At 50.6% G+C, this 21,139-nt stretch carries 15 protein-coding genes; 12 read left to right on the top strand and 3 right to left on the bottom strand.

Translation table 11 applies throughout. From position 1 onward, the window contains the following. The first annotated feature begins 208 nt into the window (after nucleotides 1-208). From ACYVIC_RS08020 to ACYVIC_RS08005, 4 genes are all read left to right on the top strand, one after another. Nucleotides 209-1,588, top strand: a complete 1,380-nt coding sequence (locus ACYVIC_RS08020; protein WP_460858871.1) for a class II fumarate hydratase — start codon at nucleotides 209-211, stop codon at nucleotides 1,586-1,588. A 280-nt stretch (nucleotides 1,589-1,868) separates the two neighbouring features. Then, nucleotides 1,869-3,848 carry a pectate lyase family protein gene (locus ACYVIC_RS08015; protein WP_460858870.1) on the top strand — a complete coding sequence of 660 codons (1,980 nt, stop codon included), beginning with the start codon at nucleotides 1,869-1,871 and terminating at the stop codon, nucleotides 3,846-3,848. A gap of 81 nt (nucleotides 3,849-3,929) precedes the next feature. Next, on the top strand, nucleotides 3,930-5,594 hold the full coding sequence (locus ACYVIC_RS08010; RefSeq protein ID WP_460858868.1) for an amidohydrolase: 1,665 nt from the start codon (nucleotides 3,930-3,932) through the stop codon (nucleotides 5,592-5,594). Then, nucleotides 5,591-6,337 carry a TrmH family RNA methyltransferase gene (locus tag ACYVIC_RS08005; RefSeq protein WP_460858867.1) on the top strand — a complete coding sequence of 249 codons (747 nt, stop codon included), beginning with the start codon at nucleotides 5,591-5,593 and terminating at the stop codon, nucleotides 6,335-6,337. The genes ACYVIC_RS08010 and ACYVIC_RS08005 overlap by 4 nt, the downstream gene beginning before the upstream one ends. A gap of 59 nt (nucleotides 6,338-6,396) precedes the next feature. Here the strand turns inward: ACYVIC_RS08005 and ACYVIC_RS08000 are convergent, their stop codons facing one another. Beyond that, a complete protein-coding gene (locus ACYVIC_RS08000; protein WP_460858866.1) occupies nucleotides 6,397-7,170 on the bottom strand; it encodes a hypothetical protein in 774 nt (257 codons plus the stop codon). A gap of 387 nt (nucleotides 7,171-7,557) precedes the next feature. Between ACYVIC_RS08000 and istA the strand changes: the two genes are divergently transcribed. After that, the gene (gene istA, locus ACYVIC_RS07995; protein ID WP_460858864.1) at nucleotides 7,558-8,352 is read left to right on the top strand and encodes an IS21 family transposase; all 795 of its coding nucleotides are present in this window, start codon (nucleotides 7,558-7,560) and stop codon (nucleotides 8,350-8,352) included. A gap of 138 nt (nucleotides 8,353-8,490) precedes the next feature. Here istA and ACYVIC_RS07990 read toward each other — a convergent pair whose 3' ends face one another. Then, nucleotides 8,491-9,669, bottom strand: coding sequence for an ATP-binding protein (locus ACYVIC_RS07990; protein WP_460858862.1), 1,179 nt, complete (start codon nucleotides 9,667-9,669; stop codon nucleotides 8,491-8,493). 285 nt (nucleotides 9,670-9,954) lie between these two features. On the opposite strand from ACYVIC_RS07990, the gene cysM reads away from it, so the two are divergent. The 4 genes from cysM (at nucleotide 9,955) to ACYVIC_RS07970 (ending at nucleotide 13,368) form a co-directional block, all read left to right on the top strand. Then, complete coding sequence (gene cysM / locus ACYVIC_RS07985) at nucleotides 9,955-10,839, top strand: cysteine synthase CysM (protein ID WP_460858861.1); 885 nt, start codon at nucleotides 9,955-9,957, stop codon at nucleotides 10,837-10,839. 104 nt (nucleotides 10,840-10,943) lie between these two features. Beyond that, on the top strand, nucleotides 10,944-11,441 hold the full coding sequence (locus tag ACYVIC_RS07980) for a DUF4442 domain-containing protein (RefSeq protein WP_460858859.1): 498 nt from the start codon (nucleotides 10,944-10,946) through the stop codon (nucleotides 11,439-11,441). A 78-nt stretch (nucleotides 11,442-11,519) separates the two neighbouring features. After that, nucleotides 11,520-12,410, top strand: coding sequence for a DMT family transporter (locus ACYVIC_RS07975; RefSeq protein WP_460858858.1), 891 nt, complete (start codon nucleotides 11,520-11,522; stop codon nucleotides 12,408-12,410). Nucleotides 12,411-12,480: 70 nt separating this feature from the next. Then, the gene (locus ACYVIC_RS07970; protein ID WP_460858857.1) at nucleotides 12,481-13,368 is read left to right on the top strand and encodes a hypothetical protein; all 888 of its coding nucleotides are present in this window, start codon (nucleotides 12,481-12,483) and stop codon (nucleotides 13,366-13,368) included. Here ACYVIC_RS07970 and ACYVIC_RS07965 read toward each other — a convergent pair. After that, on the bottom strand, nucleotides 13,365-15,044 hold the full coding sequence (locus tag ACYVIC_RS07965; RefSeq protein ID WP_460858855.1) for a methyl-accepting chemotaxis protein: 1,680 nt from the start codon (nucleotides 15,042-15,044) through the stop codon (nucleotides 13,365-13,367). The genes ACYVIC_RS07970 and ACYVIC_RS07965 overlap by 4 nt on opposite strands. A gap of 202 nt (nucleotides 15,045-15,246) precedes the next feature. On the opposite strand from ACYVIC_RS07965, the gene ACYVIC_RS07960 reads away from it, so the two are divergent. The 3 genes from ACYVIC_RS07960 (at nucleotide 15,247) to ACYVIC_RS07950 (ending at nucleotide 21,054) form a co-directional block, all read left to right on the top strand. Continuing rightward, entirely contained in the window at nucleotides 15,247-17,139 is a 1,893-nt protein-coding gene (locus tag ACYVIC_RS07960; protein ID WP_460858853.1) for an alpha-amylase family protein, read from the top strand. Next, entirely contained in the window at nucleotides 17,136-19,553 is a 2,418-nt protein-coding gene (locus ACYVIC_RS07955; protein WP_460858851.1) for a glycoside hydrolase family 31 protein, read from the top strand. Before ACYVIC_RS07960 ends, ACYVIC_RS07955 begins: the two co-directional genes overlap by 4 nt. A gap of 274 nt (nucleotides 19,554-19,827) precedes the next feature. Beyond that, nucleotides 19,828-21,054 carry a threonine/serine exporter family protein gene (locus tag ACYVIC_RS07950; RefSeq protein ID WP_460858850.1) on the top strand — a complete coding sequence of 409 codons (1,227 nt, stop codon included), beginning with the start codon at nucleotides 19,828-19,830 and terminating at the stop codon, nucleotides 21,052-21,054. Nucleotides 21,055-21,139: the final 85 nt, after the last annotated feature.

The following is a 21,139-nucleotide window of genomic DNA, read 5'->3' as shown; positions in this document are numbered from 1 at the left end:
AAGGGCGTAAATTCAGTTTGTCGCAAATCAATGACATTAGTTATACCGTTATCCAGTTGAAAAGTCTATTAAAGCTGCTGTCGCCAGGCCAACTCAAAGCTCACTTTCAGCCTGTTTTAACCCCCTTTTGTCGCAGGCTTACACTGGCAAAATGGGCTGAGTGCACATACAACTATAAGTACGCTATAGCAAAATAACAGGATCTATTATGAGCTACAGAACAGAGCGTGACAGCATGGGTGAATTGCAAGTACCTGACACAGCACTATATCAGGCGCAAACCCAACGCGCGCTGCAAAATTTCCACTTTAGCCAGCAACGCTTGCCAGCTGCGTTTATATTAGCGTTGTTACAGATAAAAAAAGCGGCGGCGCAGGCCAACCATCAGTTAGGTCTGCTCGATAGCGTCATAGCAGAAGCAATTGTACAAGCCGCAGATGCGCAGCTGCGCCATTTGGATATGCAGCAATACCCGCTGGATATATTTCAAACCGGCTCTGGCACCAGCAGCAATATGAATGTGAACGAAGTGTTAGCAACCCTCGCCAGCCGTCAGCTGAGCCAGACAGTAAACCCAAATGATCACGTCAATCTGGGACAAAGTAGCAACGATAGCATTCCAAGCGCTATTCATATCAGCGCTGCGCAGGCACTTCAGCAACAGCTGCTGCCGGCGCTGCAGCATCTGCAAATGGTGCTGATGGGTAAAAGCCAGCAAATTGGCCATATTGTTAAAACCGGCCGCACCCACTTAATGGACGCCATGCCAGTTAGCTTCAGCCAGATACTCGGTGGCTGGCAAGCTCAGCTGGCACAAGCTGAGCAAAACTTACAGCAACAACTGCAACAGCTATTGGCACTGGCGCAAGGAGGTACCGCTGTTGGCAGTGGTATTAACGCCGACCCGCGCTTTGCCAGCGCATTTTGCCGGCAACTCAGCAACAACACCGGGCTGGCATTTCGGCCAGCCGCTAACTTTTTCAGTGCTATTGGCACGCAAGACAGTGCGGTTTCCGCCTCTGGCGCTCTGAAAACCCTGGCGGTTGGCTTGCTGAAAATCAGCAATGATTTGCGTTGGATGAACTCCGGTCCGCTGGCTGGCCTGGGTGAGATTGCTTTACCGGCATTACAACCCGGCTCATCTATTATGCCGGGCAAAGTCAACCCGGTGATCCCCGAAGCCGTGGCGATGCTGTGTGCTCAGGTCGTAGGCAACGACGCCACCATTACGCTGGCCGGCCAGTCCGGTAACTTTGAATTAAATGTCATGCTGCCGGTTATTGCTTACAACCTGCTACAAAGTATTGAATTACTTGCCAACGGGTGCACAGCGCTGGCAGACCAGGCCATCAGCGGCTTTACCGTGCAAGAAAATAATATCAGCAAAGCACTGGCATTAAACCCTATTCTGGTAACAGCACTCAACCCGCTGATCGGCTATGCCAAAGCCGCCGAGATAGCCAAGCAAGCCTACAAACAACAGCGGCCGGTATTGGATGTCGCACTGGAGCACACTAAATTCAGCCGTGCCGAACTGGAGCAGTTGTTAGACCCTACACGTTTATGTCAGGGTGGCAATATCAGTTAAACCTAAGCCGTAGCTTTTGACCGCACTTTTGGTTCAAATACGAACATTCTGCTGAAAAACTGCCGAATTTTAACTTCGCAACTTGCTGCTCCAGGCTGCTGTCAGCCATAACTAGCCTGGCAGCATCCTGGCTTTGCCACAGTGCGCACAAAAAATGCCACCGGTAGACAAAACCACAACATCCCGCTGCATTATAAAAATAACTATTTAAAATCAACAGGGTGTCTTGTCTGGTTTAGCAGTACAACCGGCAGCACCCCTAGCAAAGGGTAGCTAAAGCATGTTTAATAAAACTCTTCTGGCGGTATTAATTGGCAGCAGTTTATTGCTCGGTTGCAACAGCAGCGACAACGAGCCGGTACTCGAGCCCGATACCGGCAGCGAAACCCCGGCCCCAGAACCCGATACCAGCGTAATAAACCTGACCGACTTAGACACCGTATACGGCTATGCCAGCGAAAACGGTGGTACCACCGGCGGCAGTGGTGAAAACAAGGTTGAAGTTACCGTCTGCACCGGCGAACAAATGATCAGTGCCATTAAAAATAAAGACCCGCAGCGGCCGCTAACCATCTGGGTTAATGGCAGCATTACTTTGCAAAATGCCAAAGACAGCCGTATTGACATTAAAGACGTGTCTGATATTTCCATTATTGGTCTGGGCACCCAGGGCGAAATGGCCGGTATCGGTTTTAATATAGTGCGCGCCAACAACATTATTATCCGTAACCTGCGTATTCATCATGTGCGTGCTAACCAGGGCGCACCCGGCGATGGTATCAGTATGGAAGGGCCGGTACGTAATATCTGGATTGATCATAACGAAATTTATAACAGCCTGACGGTAGACGACCCGGCACTGACAGAAGATCAGGTAAAAGACTATTACGATGGCCTGGTCGATGCCAAAGGTGATGCGCAGTTTATTACCATCTCGTTTAATAAATTCCATCACAGCTGGAAAACCTCCCTGGTGGGCTCGTCCGACAGCGACAACTTTGACCGCACGCTAACCTACCACCACAACCACTGGTACAACGTCAATTCTCGCTTGCCGCTATTTCGCTTTGGTAAAGGCCATATTTACAATAACTTTTATGACGGCGCCTTAGAAAGTGGTATTAACAGCCGCATGGGTGCAGTGATCCGCATCGAGCACAACCATTTTGCTGATATGAAAAACCCGGTAATGTCGCTGTACAGTCAAGAGGTTGGCTTTTGGCAGCTGATAGACAATATTTTCGAAAATATAACCTGGCAGGAGAGCCCGGCCGACGGTGTCATTGCCGGCGAAAACGCGACATCAACCGGCGAGCTTAATGTGCCTTATGATTACAGCGCCAGCCTGCTACCGGTACACAATGTGAAAAACACCGTGCTGGCCTATGCCGGTGTCGGGGTTATCGAAACCCCTGCCAGCCCCGGGCTGTGCGCTGCACCGGAACCGGCCGAGCCAGAACCGGTAGAGCCCGAGCCAGTGCCGATCGATCAGGTAGAACCGCCAACCAGCGTGAACTGGGGCAGCTATGATGCCAGTCTGCAGCCGTTTGCTGCCAATGCCATTACCTTACCTGATGGCAGCCAAGCCGCATTTTTACCGCAACAAAGCGGCGGCGCCGATGAACCCAACCTGTTTAGCGCCAACGGTGATGGTACTGTCACCTTTGACAGTACCGCCAGCGGTGCCGATCGCAGCCGGGCCAAGCTGGACAATGTGGTCGCCGCCGATGGTGTTTACCCGAAATCCTTTGCCCTGCTGATGGGCATTACAGGCAATGCCGGTGGCAACCGGGTGCTGGAAACTGAAGTTGCGCTGGGCGACAGCGCCGCGACTACTGCCACCAGCCGGTTAAAAATTGTATTTCGTAACGATGGTAATAATTCCGGCGTGCAATTAGAAAATGCCAACAATGGCTCTTCCATTACCGCCGGTAAAGGCAACGAGCCCGACCCACTGGATATGAGCCAGTTCCGCGTGTACCACTTTACTATTGCGTTAACCTCACCCACCACCGGTAACGTGGCGCTGTATGTAGAGGGTAATAATACGCCATTGCTGCAACTGGACGGCGTCACCATGCGCCCGGCCAGCAATAATAGCGACAACTACCTGCAAATTGGCGATGCTGGTGGCAGTAGCTATCTGGGTGATATTGACTGGGTATTATGGACCGATGCTGGCGCCTACACGCCGGACATGCTCAAAGGCTTACTGCCAGCCGGAATTGGCGATATCAGCGGTTACGAAGCCCAGCCGTAAGCGGCAAAACGCCCCGCCCGATTCCGCCGGCGGGGTTTTATTGCTATAGTTGCTGGCAAAACCAAACCGGGACAATACCTTATGTTGCGCTTTGCCAGTTTAGCTTGTGCGTTATTTACCTGCAGCCTTGTTACCAGCAACCTCAGTGCCGCACCTGTTGTGCTGTCAGACATCAAAGGCTACGGCTTTGATAACCAGCGTCAATTACAGCAATTCAGTGTACTGGTATTTGACGATGCCAGCGGCAAAGTGCTGGCGCGTGGCGATAACAGCTTATTGCAGCAGTACCCACAGGCCAAACAGCTAATGGGTAACGGTAAAACCGTACTACCGGGTTTAATTGACGGCCATGGCCATGTGTTGGGGCTGGGGCAATACTTAGCGGTAGCAGAGCTGCGCGGCAGTGACAGCGAGCAAGATGCAGTAAACCGGGTAGCAAAGTTTGCTGCCGCCAATAAAGACGCCCCCTGGATTATTGGCCGCGGTTGGAACCAGGTATTGTGGCCGACAAAACAATTCCCTACTACAGCCTTACTGGATGAAGCAGTGAACGACAAACCGGTTTATCTGGAGCGGGTAGACGCGCACGCCGGCTGGGCCAACAGCAAAGCGCTGGCGCTGGCCGGTATTACCAAAGACAGCATAGACCCACCGGGCGGCGAAATTATCCGCGACAGTAAAGGTAACCCGACCGGTGTACTTATAGATAACGCCATGGCCTTAGTGGAGCAACATATCCCGCCAGCCGATGAAAACGCCCAGCGCCACGCGCTGAATGTGGCGTTTGCCCACTTACTGGCGCTGGGTATTACCAGCGTACATGACGCCGGCGTAGATACCGATACCGTTAAGCTGTTTCAGCAACTGGCAGCCGAGCAAAAACTGCCGCTGCGTATTTACCCGATGCTATCGGCGCGCGACCCACAGCTGCCACAATGGCTGGCAGCCGGTATTATCGACGATCCGACAGATTTTCTCGATATCCGTTCGGTTAAAATCTACGGTGATGGCGCGCTGGGCAGCCGCGGTGCCGCTTTAATAGAGCCCTACAGCGACCAGCCATCGCAAAAAGGCCTGCTGGTGACCCAGCCGGATAAACTGACGCAAATTATGCAGCTGACGATTGACGCCGGCTTTCAAACCAATGTGCATGCCATCGGCGATTTAGCCAACCGTTTAGCACTGGACCGCTTTGAACAGTTAGTATCAGAAGATAAACGCGCCGCCAGCCGCCACCGTATTGAACATGCGCAAATTGTGTCGCCCAAAGACATTCCGCGTTTTGCCAAACTGCATGTATTACCGGCGATGCAGGCGGTGCATGCTACCTCAGATAAAAATATGGCCGGCGATCGCTTAGGCGTAGCCCGCCTACGTGGTGCCTATGCCTGGCGCAGCTTTGTCGACCAGGGCAGCATTATTGTCGGCGGCTCGGACTTTCCGGTAGAGCTGGCCAACGTGTTTCACGGCCTGCATGCCTCGGTTACCCGGCAAAGCCAGGATAACCAACCCGAAGGCGGCTGGCTGCCGGAGCAAAAACTCAGCTTAACCGAAGCGCTGCGCTCGTTTACCGTAGACGCCGCCTATGGTGCCTTTCAGGAAACCAGCATGGGCACACTGGCACCCGGCAGCTGGGCCGATTTTATTCTGATAGACCGCGATATTTATACTATCCCACCACAACAGCTGTGGCAGACCGAGGTAGAGCAAACCTGGGTTAACGGCAAGCAGGTATTCGCTAAATGATCAGCCAAAAGTGGAGCAAGTTAATCCGCTCGTTGCAGCAAAAAAAGTACCGCAAAGCCGAACAGCTGTTTTTTGTTGAAGGCGAAAAAGCGGTATTAGAACTACTGGCCTCTACCTGGCAGGTCGACGCGGTGTTCGCCACGGAAAAGTTCCTGCAGCAATATCCACAGCAGGTTAAAGCAGCCGCGCTGGTGCAACAATGCAGCGCCGATGAGCTGGTAAAGGTAGGTACTTTTGCCAGTAACGACGCCGCGCTGGCAGTGGTAAAGATGCCAGCACAGAGCGATTTTGTGCCGCATAGCCACGGCTTTGTGCTGGTGCTGGATCAAATTAACGACCCGGGTAATCTCGGTACTATTATCCGCATTGCCGACTGGTACGGTATTAAGCATATCGTCTGCTCACCGGACACCGCCGATTGCTACAACCCCAAAGTTATCGCCGCCGCCAAAGGCTCGTTTTTACGGGTGCAGCTGCATTACCAAAGCCTGCAACCGCTGCTGGCACACAGCACAGTGCCGGTATACGGTGCTTATCTCGGTGGCGAGTCGGTGCATCAGCTGCAACTTAGTCAACCCGGTGGTTTTATCGTGCTGGGTAACGAAGCCAATGGAATCAGCGCAGAGCTGGAGCAGGTCATCAGCCGCAAAATCACCATACCGGCCTTTGGTGAGGCAGAATCACTTAATGTTGGCATCGCCGCAGCAGTGATCTGCGATAATTTGCTACGGCTTAGTCAGTAGTGCTAGCGGTGTAACACTAATGGTAGTTACAGCCCTGAGGTCCTGTAACTTCTCATAAATCATGCATTTTGTTTGAGAAATGCCGGAAGTTGGTTCAAAAGCATCGATGATGATACATCTTGAAACAATGAGGTTCTTAAATATGGGTTTGACAAAAATAGCAGGCCTTTATGTAACTGCTCAAGAAGAGATTTTACGTAATCAGAATCAGTTCTAGATGATAAGTTTTTTACATCTGAAGCTTCTGCATCATCGGTTTCTATATTCTTCGAGTTTTCTTTTGGTTCATGTACTGCCCAGGTTGTACCTGAGTTAATTTTCGCCTCTATGTATCTGGCTCTCCCCAAGCTAAAAGCGGCAATACCCACATCGTCTAAACTGGTATTATTGTCTAATGCAAACTGATAAGCCTCAGCTAGCTTCTTTTTATCATCACGGTTAAGGAATGCGTAGACTGAGCCACTATTTGCGTTTACATCTCCCGGTGGTATGTCGACGATATTCATATCTACAGTAATATCATCTATCACTCTTTTAATTTCATCAGGTGTGTATTTATATTCTGATTGTTTGGCTATTTCGTTGACTGATTCAGCAAGTAATTCAACTCTTTTTTTTGTGCCAATATAGACTGGGGAAGGAGTTTGTTTCGCTACACTTAGCGAGAGTTGATACAAAGAGTTTAAACTTTGCCCTTTCTGACTAAGTCCAATGTCAGAATGAGAAGTGTTGGCCTCTGGAGCCCTACTGCTGTTTGCAGGCGCTACGCTTACTTGCTCTTTAGCGTTTGCTTTTCCAGTATCAAAGTTCACTTTCTCATTATTGACTATCATCCCTTCCCCTCGTTTGCTATTAGTAGTCGTAAGTTACTTTTATGGTATTTAGTACATTGTTATCCCAGTTAGCAAAATATGTGCCACCTCTTAATGTGTACCGTAAAACCATAGTACCTCTGGCATCGAATCCATTAAAATGATTGGATGAATCAACGGGACTGCTTGATATATCTAAGCAAGTGAAATCAGTAGATGCATAAGGTTGTTGGTAGCACAACTCAACTTTCTGTGTATCAAAATTATTTTCAAAATCAAACCATTCCCATTGAACATTCGTGATTTGTCACCGACAATGTAAAACTGGCCCACTAAAGACAATTTAAAATTGACCCACCTGAGGCAAAATTGCCGCCGTCATTAATTCGATAAGGCGGTGTAATTTTAATGCTGACTCAGGAGTCATTAGTGGAAATTCATGTGTTACACCGGCAAGGGCACAGCATTCGTGCTATCGCCAAAACATTACATGTCTCGCGCAATACCGTGCGCAAGTATCTGCGGGATATTGCCAGAACGCCAGCCTATAGCGAACGCGCTGATCGGGCTTCAAAACTTGACCCATTCAAGACGTATCTGATGGAGCGTATCGCGGCGGCTAAGCCTGACTGGATACCGGCAACGGTATTGTTTCGTGAGATCCAGGTCAAAGGATTTACTGGCAAAGAAGGCATTCTGAAGAACTATATCCGGCCTTTTAAGCCCCAACAGAATGAACCAGTGAAGCGCTTTGAAACGGCACCTGGCCAACAACTACAAATCGATTTTACGACCATTCGTCGCGGGCGTTATAAGCTCAAAGCCTTTGTTGCGACCTTGGGCTTTAGCCGTGCTACCTATGTTCGTTTTAGTGAATACGAGCGCCAGGAAGACTGGCTGTTGGGCATTGAGGCCGCACTGGATTACTTCGGTGGCGTACCTAAAGAGCTGCTGTTTGATAATGCCAAATGCATCATGATTGAACGCGATGCCTACGGTGAAGGTGCGCACCGCTGGAATGCCAAGCTACTGGAAATGGCTAAAGATTACGGTTTTAAACTTAAAGCCTGCCGTCCTTACCGGGCAAAAACCAAGGGCAATATTAATCTCGAGGGTCAGATCCAATTGTTACTGCACAATATCAGACACACCAGCATCAGGCGCAACACCATTGGGCTCTGCGCGAAGTGGCAACAGGGCTAAGCTGATAACCAGCAAAGAGAAATAGACTTGTTTCATTTACATCCTTGTAAGCTACAGATTTGGGTTCGAAGGTCAGAGTACTATTTATTGCTGCTTTGTTAAACAAGCTAACCTGCTTTGCCAATAACCGGCTGTTGGCTAACCTTCAACCGTCTTCTTTTGCCGCCGCATAAACTCCGCAAAAAGTGACACAGTAAAATTCAGATAACCATGCTCGGTACTATAAATCATGCCTTTGTGAATGATGCTCGCTCTGGTTGGCCCAAGAGATGATTGGCTCCGTCCCATTGCATTCGCTATATCTGCCATCGAATATGGACCATCACCCAATTCAGACATTTTTTCTACGAATAGCACCTCTGATTTAGTGAGTCGGTCCAGTCGAACCCTGAAGAACCCGTTATCAAGTGAAACCAGCGTTTCTGCATACGACAATTGCACATCCTGCAAGGTAATTTCTGGCCCCTTGGCATTGTTCCATGCTGTAGAAGCCCACTCCTGAAGAAAAAAAGGATAGCCTTTAGTGTATTCAACGATTTCACTAAGCGCATCCGGATGAATTGAAGCCCCCTCATCTAGTATCGGCTTTTCTATGGCTTGAATGGCTGGTAACGAGTCGAGTGCATCAACCGGTGGATACAAGAAAAGCCTCTCTGCATATGATTTTGCCTCTCCCGCCAGACGAGCAACCTGTGGAAGGCCCGCACCGACCAGGAGAACAGGAAGCCCCTCTTGAGACATGCGGTGAAGCGCAACGATCAGTGCAGATAAATCTGCTTCCGAGAGGTACTGCACTTCATCAATCAGCAAGATCCACCCTTTGTCTACTGCCTTAGCTGCCCGACCAATTAACTCGAAAATATCCGGCAGGTCGTATTGGATATTTCCGCTATCTGCAAGTCCAGGCTCCGGCTCTACACCAATTTCCACACCTGAAATGTCAATTTTGAACATAGCAGCAAAACTTCGCAGTCCCTTAAGCCCACGTTCGGCAAGCTGCCGAGCTGCTGCTAATCCTGAAAGTGATCGCATTACCTTGCGCATTTCTGGATAAAGGAGGCGCGCAAGCGTTTCCCGTTCAGGAGACTCAACCTTGGATACTATGAGCCCTTGATCCCTGGCGATTTTACCAATTTCGTTTAACAGAACTGTTTTGCCGGTTCCCCTTAACCCCAAAAGCATTATGGAACGAGCGCTCCGATCTTTTAAGGTTCGGCCACAAGAGATTTTGGCAGCATTTAGGATTTCATCACGGCCTGCAAGTTCAGGTGGTCTACTTCCCGCGCCAGGTGCAAAAGGATTGATGTATGGATCCATGTCAACATCCTTAAAAGAATACTAAAATCGCAAAAATTAAGCAGAGTATAGCAAAATATAGCAATGTATAGCTTGGTATAGCAAAATTCGCTATACACAATTATCAATTAGTATATTTATTATTTTGGCCTATAAACAAAATCACGTTGGAAACGCCTGATTCTGGCACAAACACGGTTTTGCCAATAACCTGCTTTTGGCAAGGCTGCGCTTAAGCATTAACAGCCAACCGGCTTTGCGCTACACTGTCGCCAGTTTATGTATTGCTAATTTAAGGTACTGTCCATGAGCTTTCCCAGCATTGAACATCTTGTCGGCCAAACCCGTTTGGTGAAGTTGCAACGCATGGCGGCGCATACTAACAGCACGGTTTTGCTTAAGCTGGAGGGGGATAACCCGGCCGGCTCGGTAAAAGACCGGCCGGCGCTGAATATGATAGTGCAGGCTGAACTGCGCGGTGATATCAAACCCGGTGACCGCATTATTGAAGCCACCAGCGGTAATACCGGCATTGCGCTTGCGATGGCAGCGGCGATTAAAGGCTATGCCATGACACTGATTATGCCGGATAACGCCACTGAAGAGCGTAAAAGCAGCATGCGCGCTTATGGTGCCGAGCTTATTCTGGTGACCAAAGACCAAGGCATGGAAGGCGCGCGCGATTTAGCGCTGCAAATGCAGGCCGATGGCAAAGGTATAGTGCTGGACCAGTTTAACAACCCGGATAACCCGGCCGCGCATTATGCCAGCACCGGGCCGGAGATTTGGCAGCAAAGCCAGCAACAGGTTACCCATTTTGTATCCAGCATGGGCACTACTGGCACCATTATGGGCGTGTCGCGTTATTTAAAACAGCAAAACCCGGCGATCCAGATTGTTGGCCTGCAGCCGGCTGAAGGCGCCAGCATTCCGGGCATTCGCCGCTGGCCCGAAGCCTATTTGCCGGGCTTTTTCGACAAAAGCCGCGTCGATCAGATCATTGATATTATCCAGGACGATGCGTTAACCGCCATGCGCCGCTTAGCGCGTGAAGAAGGTATCTTTGCCGGGGTTAGCTCCGGCGGCTCCGTGCACGCGGCGATACAACTGGCCGAACAACTGGATAACGCCGTTATAGTGGCGATTATTTGCGACCGTGGTGACCGCTACCTGTCATCAGGCATCTATTAGCCGATTAACTTTATTTAGCAAGCCGTTGCATCAGAGCGCAGCCATCTTGCATTTCGCTGCTACGCTTGGCATAGTGCGCAAAAACCACAACAGGTCAGACCACAATGAGCGAGATAAAACCGAATAAACTGCAGCGCATCGTTACCAAGTGCTATCGGCTACCGCAATCGTTGCAGGCCTTAGCGTTAAGCACAGTATTTGGCCGGGTGATTAAATTTGCTGGCACCGCCGGGGTAGAAGTATTAGAGCTAAAAGGCGCCCGCTCGGTGCTGCGGCTGAAAAACCGTAAAAAAGCACAAAACCATATCGGCTCGGTGCATGCGGCTGCCACCGGTCTGCTCGCCGAGTCTGCCACCGGGTTTTTAGTTGGCATTCACCTGCCTGACAACAAACTGCCGCTGCTCAAACAAATGCAGATTGACTATATCAAACGCTCCAGCGGTGATTTAACTGCGGTGGCCACGCTAACGGCTGAGCAAATCGCCGCTATGCATAACGAAGATAAAGGCGAAGTTACCGTAGCTGTAACAATAACCGACAGCGCCGGCATTGAGCCGGTAAACGCCAATATGACCTGGGCCTGGATACCAAAAAAGCGCTAAGGTATAGCGGAATAATCTCTTTGACCGGCGTCCGCTAGCGTATAATGCCATCATCCTGTTCTGGCCTGTAGCCCTGTTTTGTCATACGAATACCTTGCCCTGCTAGCCGCTGCCTGTTGGGCCGTCGGCAGCCTGATGTCAGCCACCGCCTCTACTCATTTAGGCGCCTTTGCTTTTACCCGTTGGCGCATGTTGTGCGCGGCGGTCATGTTATGGCTACTCGCTGCTGTTGGCGGCGGCTGGGTAACACTGGCAATAAATAGTCTGGGCTTGCTGGTGCTGTCCGGCATTATCGGCATCTTTATTGGCGATACGGCACTGTTTGCGGCGATGAACCGCCTTGGCCCGCGCCGTGCCGGGGTGTTGTTTGCTACCCACAGCCTGTTTTCCGTCATACTGGCATATGTTTTCCTTGGCGAAACCCAGTGGGGCTGGACACTTGTCGGCAGCAGCCTGCTGGTTAGCGGTGTAATGACCGCAATTTTTTTTGGTAAACGCAAAACCGAACTGCACGCCTGGGAAGCCAATCAAAGCCAGCTCAAATCCGGCGTTGCGCTCGGGCTATTGGCAGCACTTTGTCAGGCAGTGGCCACCTTAATGCTGAAACCATTGATGGAGACAGACATCGATGCGGTTGCCGCCTCGGCGGTGCGCATGAGCACGGCTTTTGTATTACACCAATTGATCTTTATGCTCGGCTTTCGCGTTGCGCGCGCCTATCTGCCCATGACTAAAAAGGTGTTTTTACTGGTGCTGGCCAATGCGGCCCTGTCGATGGTGCTGGGCATGACATTAATACTGCAGGCATTAAAACACGGCGATGCCGGCATGGTAGCGATATTATCTTCTGTTAGCCCGGTCATAGTGCTGCCACTATTATGGCTGGTATATAAACGCAGCCCGGCGTTCGGTGCCTGGTTGGGTGCCGCGCTTACGGTATCGGGCACCATACTTATCTTGCTGAAATAATAGGCAAGTGGCTTTTTTTAATTAATACTGGCGTAAGCTTGAGCCTGCCATGCTATTAACCGGAGGCCGCATGAACCTACTCAACAAACACTTCAGCACCCTGAGCACTGCACAGCGCATATCGGTGCTACTGCTTTGCCTGCTGATGTTAGCCGCTGGCATTTACAGCGGCCTGCTGCAACAACGGATTATTAACCCGGCATTAGCACCATTGGATAACAGGGCCAGTGCCGCACTAGAGCGCAGCCTGCTGCTTAGCAGCGCTTCTTTTGCTGCCGCGCGCCTAATTGACCGTGGTATTGCTTTTGTATCTGAGGCCGAAGTCGGCGTGGGTGTGGCCAGTGTTAAACCCGGCCAGTTACTAAAGCCGCTTCAAGATATGGCGGTGCGGTATTCTAACCTAATGGTATTGGCGATGACATCGGTTGGCCTGCAGCTGTTTTTACTGGAGTTTGGCAAGGTGGCAGCTTTGCCACTGTTTGGCAGCGGTATTTTGCTGTCGGCCGCTGTACTACTGTTAGGACCTGCCGGCTGGCGTAGCAGCTGCAGACAACTATTACGTATTTGTGTTGCCCTGCTGTTGGTTATCCGTATCGGGGTACCATTGGCAGCGTTTGGGGTGGCAGAATTATCTGACTGGGTACTGGAGCCACAACGCCTTGCTGCTGAGGCGGCGTTGAGCGGCGAAACCGCCGCCCTACAGCGGGTTGAGCAATCATTACACACTGCTGACGAGGGCTCGTTCAGCTGGTTACGTCAGATGGCAGCCCAAGCTAATGACATGTTTGCCGCGGTAAAAAGCTTTTCCGACAGTATGGTAGAAAAACTGATCCAGTTAATCGTGGTTTATAGCCTGCAAACTTTAATTTTTCCATTACTGTCTCTTTACCTGTTGTGGCAGCTTGGCCGCTGGTTTGTAAGCCGGCCACTACCGCCGATGTTGGCTGAGACAACTTAAACTCTAAAACGCTGTACCAAAGCCGTTAAACGCCGCTCCAGATCAGTTAGCTCGCTGGTTGAGTTAGCCAACTCTGAAGCATTATTAGCCGCCTGATCAGCCAACTGAGCTATTTCATGAATGCTGCGGCTGATATCGGCCGCTACAGCGGTTTGTTGCTCAGCAGCGGTAGCAATTTGAATGTTCATCTGGGTAATAGTGCTGACCGATTTGGTAATGGTTTGCAATGACTCACTGGCCTTATCAGCCTGGGCCACTGTTTGCACCGACTGCTCCTTGCCACGTTGCATTACCTGTACTGCGTCCTTAGTGCCCTGCTGGAACTGATCTATCATCTGCTGAATTTCATTGGTGCTTTGCTGGGTACGCGTAGCCAGGGTGCGTACTTCATCGGCAACTACGGCAAAGCCACGGCCCTGCTCACCGGCACGGGCAGCTTCTATTGCGGCATTTAACGCCAGTAAGTTAGTTTGCTCGGCGATACCGCGAATAACATTCACAACTGAACCAATCTGATCGGCGTTGGCGCCCAGCTTTTCTATAGTGTCACCGGCGTTATTCACCTCATCGGCCAATTTGTTAATGGAGGCAATAGTCTGCGCCACACTTTGTTGGCCGCCTCCGGCTTCTTTATCAGCCTCCTGCGCCGCGCTGGCGGCTAAGCCGGCACTGGTGGCAACCTCCTGCACAGCTGTTGACATTTGATACACTGCAGCCGCGACCTGAGTGGTTTCAGCTTTCTGTGTAGCGGCGTCGTTGTCGCTAAGCTGCACAATTTGGCGCATTGTTGATGACGCATGGCTGAGGGCAGTTACTACCTGCTTCACTTCACTGATTAGCTGCTGAATTTTTTGCGCAAACTCGTTAAAACCACGCGCCACCTCACCCACTTCATCGGCGCTATCCACCTGTAAACGTTGGGTTAAATCGCCTTCCCCCTGACCAATGTTAATCAGTGCCGTCGAGGCATTGTGCAAGGGTTTAATCACCAGGTTAGCAACAAACAACGCCAACATAATTACCAGCCCCAGCAACAGCACCGCACTGCCCACTATCATTAGCAAGGTGTCTCGAATACGCTGATCAATGTCACTTTGCTGCTCAGCCACCCGCTTGTCTATATCGTCAATATAAAAACCCGAACCAAGGATCCAACGATTGTTATACATCGCGGTGGCATAGCCCAGCTTCGGCGTCAAACCGCCGCGGGTTTTCTCATCCCACATATATTCGACAAAACCGCCGCCTTTTTTGCCCGCATCAATCAGATCACGGACCAGCAAGATGCCATTGGGGTCTTTTAACTCTATCAGATTGCGGCCTTCCAACGCCTGGTTAGAGCCGTGTACTATATTTACGCCTTGTAAGTCGTAGACAAACATATAGCCATCATCACTGAACTTCATCGCACGGATCACGGCCTTGGCTGCTTCCAATTGCTCATCTGTTGGGGTTGCACTGCTGAAATAAGGCGCTACTGCCGTTGCCGCTATAGCCACATGGTGCTCCAATGCTGTGCGCTTTTCCTGCATCATATCAGCGCGAAATTGCAGCACTTCCTCGTCGCCCAAAGCGCGCATCTGGCTATGTATCAACAGCATTAACGCCAGCACAACTGTTACCATAGGTACTACCGCCAACAACAACATTTTGTTTTTCAGTGAAAAATTAAGCATAAGCCAGCTCCATAACATACCGACAACAAAAATGATTCTGTTACAGCATAGTGTATTCGGTAACGAAAGATAGCAGCATACGACCATAGTTGATGGTCTTGCTGCTTATGGTCTGCATACGTATGCAGCCGAACAATTTAGCCAAGCTGTAATACACTCGGTTTTCTGACAACATAAAGACAAAAACAAACAGGGTAAAATTATGCGCAATACCGCCATCTTACTGATGTTAAGCCTGACCGGCAGTGTGCTGCCGGCCTGCAGCGAAGCCCCAAATCCTGAGCCACCAGTTGACACTGCGTCAGCGGCAACGACAACATCGGCTAACAAGGTGGTGGTGTATCAGGTATTTACCCGCTTATTTGGTAACACTAACAGTACCAATAAGCCCTGGGGCACGCTTGAGCAAAATGGCGTAGGCAAATTTGCCGATTTTACCCCGCAGGCGCTTAGCGCCATTAAAGCCATGGGCGTCAGCCACATTTGGTATACCGGAGTACCACATCATGCCCTGGTGCGCGATTACAGTACATTTGGCATCAGCCATGATGACCCGGATGTAATAAAAGGCCGCGCCGGCTCACCCTACGCGGTAAAAGACTACTATAACGTTAACCCCGATTTAGCTACTGACCCGGCTAACCGGCTGGCCGAATTTGAAGCCTTAATCGCCCGAACCCATCAGCATGGTATGCAGGTGCTGATCGACATCGTGCCCAACCATGTGGCACGCAGTTATCAATCGTTGTCCAATCCTGAGGGCGTAAGCGACTTTGGTGCAGGGGATAACACCAGTGTGGAATATGCGCGCGACAACAACTTTTACTATGTGCCAGGCCAGGCGTTTAGTGTACCGCAGTGGCCGGTAGATTATGCCGTATTAGGCGGTGAACCTCACCCGGCAGCCGATGGCAACTTTGCTGAAAACCCGGCCAAGTGGACAGGCAATGGCTCACGCGCGGCTCAGCCGGCCTTTGATGACTGGTATGAAACGGTAAAAATTAACTATGGTGTAAAACCGGATGGTAGTTACGACTTTGCTACCCTGCCCAGCCATTATGCCGACAAAGACTGGCCGGCACACTACGCCTTCTGGCAGGGTAAAGATGTACCAGACTCCTGGCTTAAATTCCGTGATATTACGCAGTACTGGCTGACCAAAGGCGTAGACGGTTTTCGCTACGATATGGCCGAAATGGTACCGGTAGAATTTTGGAGCTATTTAAACTCACATATTAAACACACCAACCCGAACGCCTTTTTACTGGCCGAGGTGTATCAGCCGCATTTATACCGCGACTATATCCGCTTAGGCAAAATGGACTACCTGTACGACAAGGTTGAATTTTACGATAGCTTAAAACTGGTAATGCAAGGCAAAGGCCCGACTTCTGCCTTAGTTGAAACCCAGCAGCGCATGGCTGATATTGAACATCATATGTTGCACTTTTTAGAAAACCACGACGAGCAGCGTATTGCCGCACCGGAGTTTGCCGGTGATGCCCGCAAGGGCATGCCGGCAATGGTGGTATCCGCCACCATCAGCACATCACCTACTATGCTGTACTTTGGTCAGGATGTCGGTGAGCCGGGAGCCGGCGACGCCGGGTTTGGCAAAGCCAGCCGCACCACCATTTTTGATTACTGGGGTGTTCCGCACCACCAACGCTGGATGAACGGTGGCAAGTTTGATGGCGGTGCTTTAAGTGCGGACGAACTGGCATTACATAACTTTTATAAAACTCTGCTTAGCTTTACCGCCGGCGCGCCGGCGCTGATGGGTGAATATACTGAATTGCATAACGCCAACCTGGCCGCTGGTACAGCCTACAGTGAGCAGCAACTGGCGTTTGCCCGTTACAACAACGAGCAAAAATTGCTGATTGTCAGCCACTTTAACAGCGACAACGGCGTGAGTTTTAATTTAATAGTGCCGGCAACGCTTATCAGCCAATGGCAACTGGCCGATGGCCAATACCTGCTTAGCGATAAGTTAAACGGCGGCGACAATATGTTGTTGGTTAAAGATGGCGTCGGCACAGTAGCCCTGCAACTGGCGCCGTTAGCCTCTGTTATTCTGGAGCTGCAGCCATGAAGTTAGTGTTTGCTTTAATTACCCTCTGCTACGCGTTTTACAGCGCAGCGGCGCAATATCAGGCGCACCAGCTAGACGGCAATCGCCTGCTGATTGACACCGATGTGGGCAAACTTAGCCTGCAGTTTTATCAAGCCGATGTGGTCGAGGCCTTTTACCAGCCCGACGGCGTAAAGCAACTGCCGTCGTTTTCAATTAGCCAGCAACCCGGGCCTGTAGCATTAACCCTGGCTGATACAGACAACAGCCTGACGTTAAGCAGTGCCAGCCTGACGTTGAAAATTAATAAAGCACCACTGCAGATCCGCTACTATCGTGGTGAAACGCTGTTACTGGCCGAGGAACAGGGCTATTTTGCAGCTGACAACCAGCATGGTTTTCGCTTTGCACTGAACGATAGCGAAAAACTGCTCGGTGGCGGCCAGCGTGTTCTGGGAATGGATCGGCGCGGCCATAAATTCCCGCTGTATAACAAAGCGCATTATGGCTACAGCACAGAGTCCAGCCAGATGTACTTTAGCCTGCCGGCAGTAATGTCCAGCAACAAGTACCTGTTATTATTTGATAACTCTGCCAAAGGCGAAGCCGATTTAGGCCACACTGAACCCGGCGTTATGCAGTTTAGCGCACAAGGCGGCCGCAGCAGTTATGTGCTGGTCGCCGGCGACAGCTATCCGGCATTGATTAATAACTACACCGCCTTAACCGGCCGCCAGCCGCTGCCAGCGCGCTGGACGCTGGGTAACTACGCCTCACGTTTTGGCTACCGCAATGAAGCCGAAGCCCGCGCTGTGGTACAAAAATTCCGCCAACTTAAACTGCCACTGGACGCCCTGGTGCTGGATTTATACTGGTTTGGGCCGGATATTCAGGGCCATATGGGTAACCTCGCCTGGGATAAAAATGCCTTCCCGCAACCGGAAAAAATGCTCGCCGATTTAACTGCCGATGGCATCAACACTATTTTAGTTACCGAGCCTTTTGTGCTGACCAGCTCTAAACGCTGGCAAGAGGCCGTAAACGCCGGAGCGATAGCACCAGGCACAGATGGCAAGCCGAAAACCTTTGATTTTTATTTTGGCAATACCGGCCTGATAGATGTGTTTAACCCCAAAGCACAGCAGTGGTTCTGGCAAATTTATAAGGATCTCGCCGGGCAAGGCGTGGCCGGTGTTTGGGGCGATTTGGGCGAGCCGGAAGTACACCCTGACGATACCGTGCATGCCATTGGTATGGCCAACGAAATACATAACGCCTATGGCCACCAGTGGGCTGATATGGTGTATAGCGGTATGCGCCGCGATTTCCCCCAGCAAAGGCCGTTTATTATGATGCGCGCCGGCGCACCGGGCAGCCAGCGTTTTGGCATGGTGCCCTGGACCGGTGATGTAGAGCGCAGTTGGGGCGGCCTTAAACCGCAGGTAGAGCTGGCGCTTAGCATGGGGCTGTTTGGTTTTGGTTATATCCACTCTGATTTAGGCGGCTTTGCCGGCGGTGAACAGTTTGATAAAGAGCTGTATATCCGCTGGTTGCAATACGGCGTTTTCCAGCCAGTATACCGACCGCATGCCCAAGAACATATCGCGCCAGAAATGGTGTTTCATGATAGCGATACCATTGAAACCCTGCGCCCCTGGCTGAATTTACGCTATCAATTGCTGCCGTATAACTACACCCTGGCATATCACAACAGCCAAAGCGGTATGCCATTAATGCGGCCGTTATTTTTTTATAAAGACAGTTTTGCCGACGAAACCAACCACGCACTGATAGATGAAAAAAACAGCTACTTCTGGGGTGATGCGTTTTTAGTAGCACCGGTGACCCAGCCCGGCGTAACAAGCTGGCCAGTGCAATTGCCAGGTGGTGTCTGGTTTGATTTCTTCTCCAGCCAACGTTTTCAAGGGGTCAGAGTCGTTGAAATTCCGGTAACGCTGGATACTATTCCGGTACTGGTAAAAGCCGGCAGCTTTGTGCCAATGGCTGAACTGGTGCAAAGCGCGCGTGATTACTCAAGTAACAAGCTGACGTTACATTACTACGCTGATGCCAGCGTGGACTGCGCCAAAGGCGAGATGTATGAAGACGACGGCAAAACGCCGGATGCCATTACCAAAGGTGAGTTTGAGCTACTGAACTTTTATTATCTTAAGCAGGATGGCGAACAGAAATTTGAACTGCGCCGCAGTGGCAGCTATAACGGTATGCCCGCTAGCCGCGAGCTAACGCTGGTACTACATAACCAAAGCGCAGCGCCAACGCATATCAGTGTCGATGGCCGCTATATTCAGTTAGTGCCACAACAAGCACGCTTTAATCGTATGCACAATGTGGCCTGGTACGACAAAGCCGCTAAGCAGCTGCATGTAAAACTGCACTGGCAGGCAGATAAACAACAAATCCTGATCCGCTAGTTCAGCGTTATCACCATAGTGAGAACCGGTTTACCCTAAACCAACCGTTGCAAGCCAGGATGCCGGACAAATTCGTCGGGAGCGAATTTGCACAGCTCTGCTGGTCTGTCAGGATAAACTTCATGGATGAAGTTTATAATCGAGCCTACAGGGACGTATTTACGGCGTGTTGGTATGGGCAAGCCGGTTCGATGCCAACACGCTAATCTAATCTCTGGTATCAACCGCTTTTTCTATTACAATGACTAAGTTACCTGACCAACGGATGCCATAAGTGTACACAGCTGATTTTAATCATAAACGCAAATTTGTTGTCAAACTGGGCAAGATGCTGCACAAGTATGGTACCCCGGCGTACCGGTTGGAAGCGCATTTATCCGAACTTACCACTCATTTGGAGTTAAAAGGTTCGTTTATTATCTCGCCCACTTCAATGACCTTTGTGCTGTGGACCGACGGCCACGAGCAGGAATATACCCACGCCTCGCGGGTTAATCCGGGCGATCTGGATTTAGGCGCATTGTCGCGCACCGATGAATTAGTCGATCAGGTGCTACAGGGCAAAGTTAGCATTAATGAAGCTGATGCGCTGTTGGATGCTATAGATATGCGCCCCAGCTCGTATGGCAAGTTGGCTACAGCAGTTGCTATGATGGCCTCCGGCGGCGCCTTTGCCATGCTAATGGCTACCAGCTGGAATGATGTGCTGTGGTCATCACTATTATCTTTAGTGGTTTACTTATTTATGCTGTGGGCCGCTTACTCACCACGTATTGCCAATATGCTGGAGCCTCTGGTGGCGCTGGCGGCCGGTATTGTTGCCTGCGCAATCAGCGCCTATATCGACCCTGGTATTAATATCCGTCTTGCAGTTTTATCCGCTATTATTTCATTTATTCCCGGTCTGGCACTCACTATTGGTTTTGCCGAGTTAGCAGCACGGCATCTGGTGTCGGGCAATGCCCGCATTATGGATGCGTTAATGCTGCTGTTTAAATTGTACTTTGGCGCTTTACTGGGTATGGCTATTGGCTTTGCGCTGTTTGGTGTAGTCGATTTTGTTAAGCCAGCGCCAATTTCACACCATTTTGCCTGGCTGGCGGTGGGCATTTTAGTCAGCTCCCTGATTGTGCTGTTTAAAAGCCGTGGCAAATATACGCTGTGGTCATTGGCGGCCGGCTTTATTGCTTATGGTGTTAGCATTAGCGGCGCCAGTTTGTTTGATGCCACCATAGGTGCCTTTTTAGGGGCATTTGCCGTCGGCATTTACAGCAACCTGTTTACCCGGCTGGCCAATGCACCGGCCGTTATTGTGGCCATGCACGGCTTAATTGTGCTGGTGCCGGGCAGTAAAACCTACATCGGCTTAAACTCGCTGATCTCCGGCCAGGATTTTGTCGTGTCCGATCGCGTCGGCCAGCAAACCTTTTTAATCTTAATGGCATTAGTAGCCGGGCTTATTTTTGCCAACGTGGCACTGCCACCAAAGAAAAGCCTGTAGCTGACCTCTAACTGCATAGAGCATGCAAGTACGTTAAGGAAAACAATAGCATGAACAAAGCAAAAGCCACTATGTACAAGGAGTT

The organism is Rheinheimera gaetbuli (assembly GCF_054781935.1).
This window is presented reverse-complemented; position numbering and strand designations above follow the sequence as displayed.